At 71.7% G+C, this 12,675-nt stretch carries 9 protein-coding genes; 3 read left to right on the forward strand and 6 right to left on the reverse strand.

The window, feature by feature from the left end:
* Positions 1 to 117: 117 nt before the first annotated feature.
* The 3 genes from AC3A3J_RS14470 to nadE all read right to left on the reverse strand — a co-directional run bounded on the left by AC3A3J_RS14470 (position 118) and on the right by nadE (position 5,290).
* On the reverse strand, positions 118 to 888 hold the full coding sequence (locus AC3A3J_RS14470) for a GNAT family N-acetyltransferase (RefSeq protein ID WP_487672929.1): 771 nt from the start codon (positions 886 to 888) through the stop codon (positions 118 to 120).
* Between the two features lie 10 nt (positions 889 to 898).
* Entirely contained in the window at positions 899 to 4,372 is a 3,474-nt protein-coding gene (locus tag AC3A3J_RS14475) for a TM0106 family RecB-like putative nuclease (protein WP_487672930.1), read from the reverse strand.
* Between the two features lie 99 nt (positions 4,373 to 4,471).
* Complete coding sequence (gene nadE / locus AC3A3J_RS14480; RefSeq protein WP_487672931.1) at positions 4,472 to 5,290, reverse strand: NAD(+) synthase; 819 nt, start codon at positions 5,288 to 5,290, stop codon at positions 4,472 to 4,474.
* 111 nt (positions 5,291 to 5,401) lie between these two features.
* Between nadE and AC3A3J_RS14485 the strand changes: the two genes are divergently transcribed.
* Positions 5,402 to 5,959: a phosphorylase family protein gene (locus AC3A3J_RS14485; protein ID WP_487672932.1), complete on the forward strand. Its 558-nt coding sequence runs from the start codon at positions 5,402 to 5,404 to the stop codon at positions 5,957 to 5,959.
* A gap of 60 nt (positions 5,960 to 6,019) precedes the next feature.
* On the opposite strand, the gene AC3A3J_RS14490 is transcribed toward AC3A3J_RS14485, so the two are convergent.
* The 3 genes from AC3A3J_RS14490 to AC3A3J_RS14500 form a co-directional block, all read right to left on the reverse strand.
* Positions 6,020 to 9,028 (reverse strand): AAA family ATPase, encoded by a 3,009-nt coding sequence (locus AC3A3J_RS14490; protein WP_487672933.1) that lies wholly within the window; start codon positions 9,026 to 9,028, stop codon positions 6,020 to 6,022.
* Positions 9,029 to 10,198 carry an exonuclease SbcCD subunit D gene (locus AC3A3J_RS14495; RefSeq protein ID WP_487672934.1) on the reverse strand — a complete coding sequence of 390 codons (1,170 nt, stop codon included), beginning with the start codon at positions 10,196 to 10,198 and terminating at the stop codon, positions 9,029 to 9,031.
* A 110-nt stretch (positions 10,199 to 10,308) separates the two neighbouring features.
* The gene (locus tag AC3A3J_RS14500; RefSeq protein WP_314645790.1) at positions 10,309 to 10,617 is read right to left on the reverse strand and encodes a GNAT family N-acetyltransferase; all 309 of its coding nucleotides are present in this window, start codon (positions 10,615 to 10,617) and stop codon (positions 10,309 to 10,311) included.
* Positions 10,618 to 10,944: 327 nt separating this feature from the next.
* On the opposite strand from AC3A3J_RS14500, the gene AC3A3J_RS14505 reads away from it, so the two are divergent.
* Both AC3A3J_RS14505 and AC3A3J_RS14510 read left to right on the forward strand, forming a co-directional pair.
* A complete protein-coding gene (locus AC3A3J_RS14505) occupies positions 10,945 to 11,637 on the forward strand; it encodes a winged helix-turn-helix domain-containing protein (protein WP_487672935.1) in 693 nt (230 codons plus the stop codon).
* A gap of 43 nt (positions 11,638 to 11,680) precedes the next feature.
* A complete protein-coding gene (locus AC3A3J_RS14510) occupies positions 11,681 to 12,640 on the forward strand; it encodes a DNA-3-methyladenine glycosylase family protein (protein ID WP_487672936.1) in 960 nt (319 codons plus the stop codon).
* Positions 12,641 to 12,675 lie beyond the last annotated feature (35 nt).

The following is a 12,675-nucleotide window of genomic DNA, read 5'->3' on the forward strand; positions in this document are numbered from 1 at the left end:
CCTGCTCGCGGCGGATTCCGCCGAGTGTTCTCGTCTGCTCGCACCGCCTGATCCGTCGCGCCGTCTGACCTGCTCGCCGGGCGCGCCTCCGCCGTCACGCGCCGGCTTCCATCGCCGCTACAGCGCGAGCCGGTAGGCCCGCTCTTCGCCGACCTGTCGGAAACCGGCCCGCGCCAGGATGGGTGCGGAGGTCGAGATGCGGCCCTTGACGAGGGCGGTGGTCGCGCCGTGTTCCTGGCCGATCCGCAGGCGTTCGGCCAGCACGGCCCGGTAGGCGCCGCGGCCACGCGCTGCGGCGAGGGTGGAGCCGCCCCACAGCCGCACGAAGCCGTCGACGATGGTGCACCCGCCGACTGCCGCGGGCGCTCCGTCGAGGCGTGCGAGCACCTGGATCCCTGCGCCCGACTCGAGAGCCTCGACGACATCGTCGAGCTCGTCGCGCACTCCCTGTTCGTCGAGCGGCGTCTGGCCCCAGACCGGCACGTTGACCGTATCGACGTCGCGCACCTGCGCGAGGGTGCGCACCACCTCGACCGTGACATCGCTCGGGGCGTCGAGCGCGACGCCGTCGACCGGAGCCGAGAGAACCGAGACGGTGTCGACGTGAGCGGCGCCGCGGCGCCGGAGCTCGGGTTCGAGATCGGGCTCGTCCGACGGGTTGGTCCAGAACGTGAGGCCGGTCGCCGCCCACTCGCGGCTCCGGGCGAGGGCGTCATCGACGACCTCGGTCGCATCGAGTCTCGACCGCACCCGCGAGGCGCGCACTCCCCCACCGAGCCGGGCGGGATAGAGCGTGAGCCGCAGATGGGTGTCGTCGTGCCTGCTGTCTCGCGGGGTCCACGACCACTCCGCGGCGGCGCGGAGGATCTCTTCGAGCGAATGCGTCATGGTGACCGCCTCAGTCGGCGACGCCGACCAGGCGGGCGAACGCGCTCAGGCGCGCGACGCCCTCGGGGGTACGCGGCAGGTCGTCGAGCAGCGCCGGGGAGTGGATGAGGTAGGCCGCGCACTGTGCCCGCGAGATCGCCACGTTGAGCCGGTTCTGCAGCAGCAGGAACTCGGGCCCGCGGGGGGCGTCCCTTCCGCTCGACGCCGCGAGCGACGTGATCGAGACGACCGCTTCCTTGCCTTGGAAGTTGTCGACGGTGCCCACCGGAACGTCGTCGAACCCGGCCGCCGTGAGAGCGTCGTGCACGAGCTGGCGCTGGGCGTTGTAGGGAGTGACGACGATGATGTCGGACGGGCGGAGCGGGCGCACCGTGGCGGCCTCGTCGTTGTCTGTGAACGATCGGCCCACGAGGTCTCGCACGAGACGTACGACCTCGTCGGCCTCCTCCGGCGACTGCGTCGCGTTGCCGCGGTGCCGGAGCGGGATCACGTGCAGCCCCGGCTCGACACCGTCGATGGATCGTCTCTCGGTGCCCGGCGCCGACGCCAGGCGACCGGCATAGGCGAGGCGCGACACCGGAGCGGCGACGAAGGGGTGCATGCGCCACGAGCGGGCGAGGAAATAACCGTACTCCGGTCGTACGACCGCGTCGCCGTCCATCACCCAGCCGAGCGCCGACGTGTCGACCGGCTCGGGATGCGCCCCCTGACTGACCTGGGGAAGCTGTTGCGGGTCGCCGAGGAGCAGCAGTCGTTTCGCGCCCGCGGCCACCGCGATCGTCGAGGCCAGCGAGAACTGTCCCGCTTCGTCGATCACGAGCAGGTCGAGACCCCCGCGGTCGACGCGGGCCGTGTTGCTGAAGTCCCACGCCGTCCCACCGACCACGACGCCCTCGTTCGCATGCTCGGCGAGATACGCGGCCATGCCGTTCTTCGGGATCGTCGTGAAGGAATGCTCGCCGTCGGGGTCTTTCGGCGCCTTCGCGACCTGCGACGGCGCGAGCCCGTCGCCGACCACGCGCTCCAGCAGCGTCTCGATGATCGCGTGCGACTGCGCGACGACGCCGATCGAGAAGCCGTGCTCCTTGGCCAGTCGCGCGATCACCCGCGAGCCCGTGTACGTCTTGCCCGTGCCGGGAGGGCCCTGCACGGCGAGATAGCTGCGATCGAGGTCGAGAACGCCCCGGACGATCGCGTCGACCGTGTCGTCGCCGGCCGGAGGGAGCGAAGCCCCGGAGAGCGTGCGAGGCGGTACCCGACGGAGGATGTCGGTCGCCGGGTCGGCGGGGAACTCCGGAGCCGCGGCGTGCACGGCATCCGCCCACTCGTCGATCGCCCCTTGCAGCGAGACCACCCGCGGAGGCGCGGGCGGCGTGAGGGCGAGCGGCAACTCGTCCCACGTCTGTCCCTGAATCGCCGACTCGGTGACGAGATACCCGTCGTCGAGCAGCTCAGTGATCGTGACGGCGTGCGGCACATGCACGGCTCGCGACGTGGGCGCGTCGACGTCGAACGGCGCCGGCGCCTCGTAGAGGGCGAACGGCTGGGCCCCGGCGCCGAGGGTGGTGCCTGGCGATACCTCGCCCCGCACCTCGATGTCGCGCGACATCACCCGGCGCCCCTCGCCGATGCTCCAGTCGCGGCGCACGCGCGATGCCGCTCCATCCACCCGGACCACGTCGCGGGTGCCCTCCCACATCGTCACCGGCTCGCGGAGACGCTGGAAGTGCGAGACCCAGAAGCTCTTCGCCTCGCGCGGGAAGTAGTCGATGGCCGCAGCGGCGATGCGCTGCACCTGTCCGTCGGCGCCGGCCGCCGTCGCCTGCTCGGCATCGGAGAGCAGAGCGACCGAACGGGGCGAGGGCTCGTAGACGACGAGGTCGGCTTCGTCTGGCGGGGCGGGGGCGACGCCCTCGCGGCGGGCGATGTCGATGAGCCAGTTGCGCAGACGGCGCGTGGAGACGCAGTCGTAGCGGTTGTAGTCGGCGAGGTCGGCGAGCACGGCATCCGCCTCGTCATGCGCCCCGGCCGCCGCCAGCTCGCGGGCGGCCACGTACTGGACGATCGAGTCGTCGCCCTTCTGCACCTCGCTCGTGCGCACATCGTCGCCCATGTAGAGCGGCTCGAGCTTCTTGATCGAGTACGAGCGCGATCCGACGCGCACCGTGCGCAGCACCAGCGGGTACAGGTCGACGAACACGCCCTCCCGGAGCAGGCGGTCGACCTCGGCCTCGCGCACGCCGTGCCGCGCGGCCATGGCGACCAGATGCGACGTCTCGTAGGGCGCGTAGTGGTAGATGTGCATACCCGGATGCGCCGCCCGCCGCACCGCGACGAAGTCGAGGAACGTCTCGAACGCCCGCCGCTCCTCGGCGAATGTGTGGGCCCAGAGCGCCGAGTACTGGTCGGCGTTGTCGACCCAGCCGAACAGGTAGTCGATACCCCAGTGGGACTCGCCGACCGGGGCCGCCTCGGTGTAGAGAGGGTCGCCCTCGAAATCGAAGAAGATGTCGCCGTGGCTGGGCACCGGCAGCGTGTGGATGGCAGGGGCGTAGTGGACCTCGAACGTCGCCGCCCCCTCGGCCTCCGCCCGCAGCTGAAGCGCGGCCTGCGCCCGGAGGTTGGCGAAGGTGTCGCCGTTCATGCCGTCCGGCGCCGCAGTGGCGTGGGCGAGGTCGTCGATGGTGCGGATGCCCGCGTCACGAAGCCTCGCGCGTTGCACCGGTCGCATGCGGGCGACCATCAGGAGGTCGCGGTGCGCGGTCACCTGCTCCTCGCAGGTGGCGCAGCGGCCGCATGCGACGACCTGCAGATCGCCCCGGTCGTCTCCCCACGCCAAGGGCGCCCCCGCGGCACCCTCGGCGACGTTCCGGTCGGCGATGAGCGCTCGCAGACGTGCACGGCGCACCTGGAAGAGGGGCAGGAGGTCGTCAACCGCATGCGTGCTGAGGGTGCCGTCGCCCAGGATCAGGTCGACCTCGTCGGATCTCGACACGCCCAGACGGTCGAGCTGATCGACGTATGCCGCGAGCTGCATGAGCGCGGTCACTCGTGCTTTGCGGGCGAGCTTCGAGTCCTGCACCCGCCAACGACCGTCGACGTCTCGCCGGAGGAAGTCCGCGAATCCGACGAACTCGTCGGTCGCGAACGCCGCCTGGAAGACGACCTCCGCATCCGATCGCAGTGCCGCGATGCTCTCGGCCACCGCCCGGTCGAGCGCCTCAGGATCGCGCGACGAGACCTGCGCGACCCGGTGCACCGCCGCGTCGCCCAGCTCGTCGACGTAGCGGGCGAGCACGGCGCGCTCGTGCACGTCGCCGAGCAGCGCGGCGCGCGCCAACGTCGCGTCTTCGGGCTCCTCCACCGCCGGAACGCGCCCGAGCTTGGCATCGATCGCGCGTGACCACGCGAACTCGCACTCGGCAGCGGCCTTCAGGTCGCTGGCGCTCCAGATGACGCGTTGCGCCTGGGTGTCGATCCGCACGATGCTCCATTCCGTCGTGCTTCGACCCTAGCCGCGGCATCCGACATGGACGCCGCCGCTAGCACGCCGCGCCTCGGCGCCGCCCGCCGTCGCCGCCGCTCAGCGCCACCACGTGTCGTCGGGTCCGACCGGCAGCTCCCTCTTGTGCTGGGTCGCCACGTACCGCTCCTCGATCCGTCGCGCCGCGTCGGCGTCGATCTCGCGTCCCTCGAGGAAGTCGTCGATCTGCTCGTACGTGAGTCCCAGCTCGTCTTCGTCGGCTCGCCCCGGCTGCCCGTCGAGCAGGTCGGCCGTGGGGACCTTGAAGGTCAGACGGTCGGGGGCGTCGAGCGACTGCAGCAGTGCGCGACCCTGGCGCTTGGTCAGCCCCGACAGCGGCAGGATGTCGGCGGCGCCGTCGCCGAACTTCGTGTAGAAACCGGTGACCGCCTCCGCGGCGTGATCCGTGCCGATCACGAGCGCACCCTCGTGCCCCGCGAGCGCGTACTGCGTCACCATGCGCAGTCGCGCCTTGATGTTGCCCCGGTTGAAGTCGGTGATGTCGCTGGTGACGGCGAACTCGATGTCGGTCTCGACGCCGTCGACGCCGTTCTGGATGTTCACCTCGACCGAGGAGTCGGGGGCGATGAAGGCCAGCGCCGCCTCGGCATCCTCCGCATCGTGCTGCACACGGTAGGGCAGGCGCACCGCGAGGAAGCGGGCCTCACCGCCCTCGGCGCGCACGCGCTCGACGGCCAGCTGCGCCAGCCTGCCGGCGAGGGTCGAGTCCTGGCCCCCGGAGATGCCGAGGACGAACCCCTTCGCGCCTGTGCTGCGCAGGTAGTCGGCCAGGAACTGCACGCGGCGCTCCACCTCGGCCTGCGGGTCGATCTCGGCGCGGACGCCGAGGGCTTCAGAGATCTGCTTCTGCAGGGACACGGTTCCTCCACTCGTCTGAACCCCACTATGGTCTCCCGCTGTTACGGCGTCATGACGGTTGACACGCGGCCCCGGTTCGCTCGTATCCTTGCCGCCTGGCAGGATGGCGGGGTGAAGCTCCTCGTCGCCGCCATGGCATCCGAACTGCAGGCTTTCCCCGAGGACCTCCCCGGATTCGACCGGCTCGTCACGGGCGAGGGCAAGATGCAGGCGACGTACGCCCTCACGCGGGCGCTGAGCGCCGGCGACTACGACGAGGTCGTGGTCGTCGGGACCGCGGGCGGTATCGACCCCGGGCTCGCGGCCGAGGTGCACGAGATCGGCAGCGCATTGCAGCACGACGTCTTCGACCTCGACGGAGTTCCCGGGCAGCACGTGTCGCTGCCCGCGCGGGTCTCGACGGGACGCGAGGGCGTGCTGATCGCGACCGGCGACAGCTTCGTCGGCGATGCGGGGATCACCGCGGTCATCCGCCCGTCCGGCGCAGGTCTCGTCGACATGGAGACCTACGCGTACATCTGGGTCGCCCAGCAGTTCGGGGTACCGATCCGCGCCTTCCGGGCGATCTCGGATCGCGCCGAGGACGGTGCGCTTCTCGACTTCCGCGAGGCGATCGCCCGATGCAGCGCGCAGCTGCGCGAGGTCGTGCGACGCGAATACGGCGTCTGAGCGTCGCCGTCGCCTCCCGCAGCCGCTGCGCCGGTCGCGCTGCGACCCGCCCGCGACACCTCAGCGGGTCTCGATGACGCTCGGACCCTCGCTCGTTGCTCGCACCCGCAACTGAGCGGGAATCTGGTCCTGCATCGCCTCGACGTGGCTGATGACGCCGACGGTGCGCCCGCCCTGCCGCAGCTCGTCGAGCGTGCGCATCGCCACGTCGAGGGTGTCGCCGTCGAGCGATCCGAACCCCTCGTCGATGAAGAGGGTGTCGAGGCGGATGCCGCCGGCGCGCGCGGTGACCACCTCGGCCAGACCGAGCGCGAGCGCCAGTGAGCTGAGGAACGTCTCGCCGCCGGAGAGCGACTGTGCCGGTCGTGTCTGACCGGTGAACGCGTCGTGCACGACGATGCCCAGCCCGGACGCGGCACCCCGCGCAGCCAGCGCGTCGGAGTGCCGGAGCTGGTAGCGACCGGTCGACATGTCGTGCAGTCGCCGGTTCGCGGCCTCCACGATCTCTTCCAGCTCGGCAGCGAGCACGAAGGTCTCGAGGGTCATCTTGCGGGTGTTCGCCCCTCGGCCGGCGATGGCGTCGGCCAGCCCTTGGATCACCTCGTGCTCCGCCGCCTCATCGGCGCTCCTCGCGTGCTCGGCGGTCGCCGCCGCAAGAAGAGCACCCAGGCGTTCGACGACCACCTGCGCCCGTCCCGCGACCTCGACGGCCGAATGCCAGGCCGAGCGAGCTTCGGCCGCCGCCGCCTCGGCCGGGGCCGGATCGATCGGCTCTTCGGGGAGCGCCCGCATCTCGAGCGGGAGGAGGATGCCTTTCTCGGTCTCGAGCCGCACCGCGTAGCGCCGGATGCGCTCCTCCCATGCCTCCCGCTCGCGAGCGGGCTGCAGAGCCGCGCGGGCGTCGTCGACCGAGTCGAGCGGCGAATCGGCGAGCGCGGAGTGCTGCGCAGTCAGCGCCTCGTCGAGAGCGGTGCGCCGTGACGAGAGGGCCTCTCTCGCGACGGCGAGCGCGCTCGCAGCGTCGATGCCGACCGACGCGGCCGCGATGCGCTGCCGCACCGTCTTCGCGTCGCCGCGCGCCGCACGGATCAGAGCCTCGGCGTCGCGCTCGCTCTGCTCGAGAGCGGCGAGGGCGGCCCGCGCCTCCCCTACCGCCTGCTCGGCGCGAGCATGCTCACCGTCGAGAGCGGAGGCGCGGGAGGTGAGCTGCGCGATCTCGGTGTCGAGCTCGTCGCGCGACGTCCGGGCTGCGAGGGCGGCCCCTCGCTCGGCTTCGAGGGCGGCGAGTTCGTCGAGAGCGGTCTCGGGCGTGCGCCCCTCTGCCAGGGTCTCGGCGGCGGCGATGCGAACGCGCACGTCGGACACGCGCTCCGACGCGGCGCGCTCGACCTGTGCCGCGCCGTCGCGGGCGGCTTCGGCCCGGTCGATGTCGTCGGCCGACACCGGATCCGCGTGCTCCGCCGGCGCCGGATGCTCGGTCGCCCCGCACACGGGGCACGGCGCGTCGTCCGTCAGCGTCGTGGCGAGCTCTCCGGCATAGCCGTCGAGCCGCCGACGCCGCAGCGTCGCGAGGTCGGTCTGCGCGACGGCGACGACCTCGCTGGCTTCGGCGAGCGCGCGTTCGGCGGCCGCGGACTCGTCACGCAGCCGTTCGAGCTGTTGCACGGCCTCACCACGCACGATGGCGCGGTCGCGAAGTGCCGTCAGGTCGTCGAGACGGTCGGCCCGGCGGCCCGCGTCTTCGCGTGCCGCGCGCACGCGCGCCAGCGCGTCCGGCAGCTCGCCGCGCTCTCGCCCGAGCTGGTCGAGCCGCCCGAGGGCCGCGGTCAGGGTCTCCTGCGCCTCCGCGATCGCGGCGACGCGTGATCCCTGCTGCTCCTCCAGTCGCGCCGCGTGCTCCCATTCGCCGCTCTCGCGCGTGCGCGCCGACGCCCATGCCCGGAGGGCGTCGACGGTCTCTCCTGCGTCGTCGATCTCGAGCAGCTTCCAGGCCTCGGCCGCAGCGCTCTCGACGTGCTCCGCGTCATCGGCATCGCGCCGAGCTCGGTCGACGAGGTCGATCACGCCCCGCAGCGTCTCGGCCGCACGGGCGCGCTCGAGGTCGGCGCGCAGGCTCTCGATCTGCGGCGCCTCGGCGTCGAGCGCCGCCAACGCTGCACGCGAACGGTCGCGTTCGGTCTGCGCGATCTGCTGATCCCGCACCTCCGCCCGGTGCGCGTCCGCAGCGGTCATGGCCCGTTCGGCGTCGTCGCGTTCGGCGAAGCGTCGCTCGACGCGGTACGCCGCGCGCGCCTCTGCACGTCGCAGGGCGTCGATCCTCGCCGCAGTGTCGAGAGTCGGCGCCGTGTCGAGAGCCGGCGCAGCGGCGACGAGGTCGTCGTCCGGCGGGCCGAGCCCCTCCACCTCGACGAGCGCCTCGGCCTCGTCGAGGCGTGCCTCGAGCTGCGCGAGCCGCTGGCCGAGGACCTGTTCCGACGCCCGCCGCCGCTCGTCGAAGCGCGCCTGCACGTCTTCGAAGCGCTCGGTGCCGAAGAGGCGCCGCAACAGCGCCTGTCGCTCCTTGCTGCCCGCGAGCAGGAACTCCGAGAAGCGGTTCTGGGCGAGCAGGATGACCTGGAGGAACTGCTCACGGGTCAGCTGCAGGATCTCCTCGAGCGCGTGGGCGACGTCGACCGCCCTGGCCGCGCGTCCGATCCACCCGGCATCCGTCTTCTCGTCGAGCGCGGCGGCCGCGGCTTGCTTGGTGAGCCCCGACCCGCGCTTCGCGGGCCGCAGGTACTCGGGAGAACGGGTGACCCGGTAGCGCCCCGCAGGGGTGCTGAACTCGACGACGACCTGCGAGAGATCATCGGGGGCGCAGTAATCGCTGCGCAGCCGCTTCTCGCCCCCGTCGTATCGGGGCACTCCGCCGTAGAGGCCGAAGCAGACCGCGTCGAGGATGCTCGACTTACCGGCCCCGGTTCGCCCCGCGATGAGGAAGATGCCGTCATCGACGAACTCGTCGAAGTCGACGACCTGGCGCGAACGGAACGGGCCGAATCCCTCGACCTCGAGTCGGTGCAGGCGCATCTAGACGAGCGCCTCTTCGCGCACACGGTCGTCGAGCACGTCGCGGATGAGCTGCTGCTCGCGTTCGCTCGGCCCCGCGCCGGCCCGGACGTGCGCGAGGAACGATGCGATGCGCTCGTCGTCGCTCTGCGCCGTGCGCAGCCGAGCGGCGTACGACCCCTTCCCCTCGTCGGTCGACTCGAGAGGAGCGTGCTGCACCATCGCGCAGTACGGGAAGCGCTCCCGCAGCCGTCGCATGGGTTCGGTCTGCGGCAGCGTGTCGGTGTAGACGGCGCAGACCCACGACTCGGCGTGCGCCCGCGCGTTGTCGTCGCTGAGGATCTCATCGAGGGTGCCGGTGAGCGTCACCAGCCGGCGGGGCACCGGCAGATCGAGCCATCGCACATCGGCGAGGCCGTCGGCGTCGAGGTCGACCAGCCACGACCCTCGCGGCTTGTGCTGCTCGCCAAAGCTGTAGTGCAGCGGCGCACCCGCGTACCGCACGCGGTCGCTCAGCTGGTTGCGACCGTGGATGTGCCCGAGCGCCACGTAGTCGGGGCCGTCGAAGACCTCGAGCGGCACGACGTCGAGACCGCCCTGGCGCACCTCGCGTTCGAGTCCGAGCGTGGCGTCGACGCCGGCGGCGAAGCAATGCGCCACCGCGACCGAGCGCCCGCCGTGCTCGGTCATGCCACGACGAACGAGATCCATGGCGTGCGCCATGGTCTGGGCCTGCGTGCGGAGGGGACGCCCCGCCGCATCGCCCTCGGGCCAGTGCTGGCGCACGATCGCCGGTTCGAGATAGGGGATGCCGAAGAAGTGCACGGGCCCGTGCGCATCGCTCAGCGTGACGGGGGCGGCGATGGCCGTCGGGTCGGTGAGCACGTGGATGCCGTCGCGGAGCAGACGAGCCTGGAATCCGAGCCGTGCCGCGGAATCGTGATTGCCGCTCGTGACGATGACCGCCGCGCCCGTCGCGTGCAGGTCGACGAGCGCATCGCCGAGCAGCGTGTAGGCCGCGGCGGACGGAGTGGCGGAATCGAACACGTCGCCCGCGACGACGACCGCGTCGACATCGTTCTCGCGCACCTGCGCGGTGAGCGCGCGCAGAACCTCGGCGAGGGCGTCGAGCGTCGCGTTGCCGTGGAAGGTGCGCCCGATGTGCCAGTCGGAGGTGTGCAGGATTCGCATGCCCTCACGCTACGGACCCCCTCCGACATTGCCGCCGAGGCGTGCCGTCGAAGCCGCCGACGCATCGATCGGCGACCGGGCGAACGTCATACGGCGTCACATACGCGACGTCATCGCGAGCGCAACAGGGCGGCCTTCTCCGGATGCGCGGAGAACCAGTCGGAGACGTACCAGCAGACCGCCGCGACCTTGCGATCGCCCCGCGCCTCGATCTCCGCCACCGCACCTTCGACGACGACACCGGCGTAGCCGTGACCGCGGAAAGTCGGCACGGTGAAGGCCCTGGTCAGGGCGATCGTGCGCCCGTCGTCGCGGTAGTCCAGAACGCTCACGAGCTGTCCGTCGCGCGTCAGCGTGAAGCGCGAGGCGTCCTTCTCGTCGGTGAGGATGAAGCCGGATGCGAGGGTCGAGGTGGTCATCGCATCCACGTTACGCTCGCCGCGCCGACGTGTCGTCGTTTTGACACGAACGGACACGATCGGACATAATCCCCCCATGACCACCAACGCACGCCCTTTGTCCGCCCAGGAGGCGAACGGGACTGCCGGGATGATGATGCCCGGTCGCGTTGGCATGTGTTGCCGAATGTGTCGCTGAACGAACAGCCACCCCGCCCGACTCGTTTTCGCGCTATCTGCGCGGCCTGAGTCCCCGAGCATCCACCCCCGTGCTCGCTTCCCGGCTCGCCCGGTCATTCATGCAACGCATCCGAGCCCTTCGGCTCACGTCCTGAGGACCCCATCATCATGTCGAACACCGCCCTTCTCGAGCGTCCCGCCGTCCGCACCTCCGCACAGCCGGACGCCGCGCTGAACTCCGCCGCCGACCTGCCCGCCGCCCGTTCGCCGCGCGGCTTCGCCCTGTACGTGGGCCTCGACGAGATCAAGGCGGCCGAAGCCGGCGTGAGCCTTCCGCTGCTCGTCGATGCCCTGCGCCGCACCCTGGCCGAGCTCGCACCCGGCGCCGAGACGCACGCCACCGTCGCGCTGGCCCCGCACGGCTCCGGCGGCCGCGACCTCGACGTCGTGCGCCTCGCCCTGCAGGAGCCGGGCGCGATCGCCCGCACGAAGGCCGCCGCCGAGGAGGAGCAGGCCGACGAGGACGGCGGCGTCACCGTCGACATCTCGCGCAAGCGCGTGCTCATCGACGGGGAGTCGGCGTCGTTCACCTACAAGGAGTTCGAACTGCTGCAGTACCTCGTGCTGCGAGAGGGACGGACCATCGAGCGCTCGGAGCTCGTCTCGGCCCTGTGGCAGGCGCAGGACGACGAGACCCCCGGCGAGCGCACGATCGACGTGCACGTGCGGCGTCTGCGCGCGAAGCTCGGTCGCTACGAGGACATCGTGCGCACGGTCCGTGGCATCGGCTACCGCTTCGACCGGCACGCCGACGTCATCATCCGTTACGGCCACGGCACCCCCTCCCCCGACCGCTTCTGATCGCTCCCACGTGATTGTCGGTCGCCCGACGTAGGGTGGGCGCATGACGATGATCGCGAATGCCGGGGCGACCGAGGTCGCACCCGCCGGCACCCCGCGCGACACCGTCTACCGGCCGGCTCATCCGCTCGATCTGATCCGCTCGGTCGGCATGCTGCGCCGCGGTCGAACCGATCCGACCACGGTGATCGAGAACGGTGTGATCTGGCGGGCACTGCGCACTCCGAACGGTATCGCGACCCTCGCGCTGCGCGCCGTCAGAGGCGAGGTCAGGGCGACGGCCTGGGGCCCGGGTGCCGAGGACGCCCTCGACCGGGTACCGCGGCTCTGCGGTCGGGATGACGACTCCTCCGGGTTCGACCCGTCGGGGCATCCGTTGATCGCCGACGCGGCGCATCGGAACCCCGGCATCCGTCTGGCGCGCACCGACGAGGTGTTCGACGCGTTGGCCTGCGCGATCATCGAGCAGAAGGTCACGGGCATGCAGGCGTTCGGCGCCTGGCGCTACCTCGTGGCCCGCTTCGGCGAGCGCGCGCCCGGGCCGACGCCGCGTGCGATGGCCGCCGCTCCCCCGGCTGCGGTCTGGCGCACCATCCCCTCCTGGACCTGGCAGCGGGCCGGAGTCGAGCCGCCGCAGTCGAAGACGATCGTGCGGGCGGCGCAGCGCGGCGACAGCATCGAACGAGCCGCGCGCGGCACCGAGATCGGCGCGGAGCGGGAGCGCATCCTCACGAGCCTGCCGGGGGTCGGACCGTGGACGTCGGCCGAGACCCGCATCCGGGCACTCGGCGATCCCGACGCCGTGAGCGTCGGCGACTACCACCTGGCCCACCAGGTCGGCTACGCGCTCACGGGCTCCCGCACCGACGACGACGGCATGCTCGCGCTCCTCGCGCCCTGGCAGGGGCACCGCCAGCGCGTGCTGCGCCTCATCCACGCGAGCGGCGTGCAGGAGCCGCGTCGGGGCCCGCGTCTGGCCCCCGAGGATCACCGGCAGCGGTGACCGCCCCGACAAAGCGGAGCACCTAGGCTGGCGGC

The sequence above is a fragment of the Microbacterium sp. Soil_N32 genome (assembly GCF_057655505.1).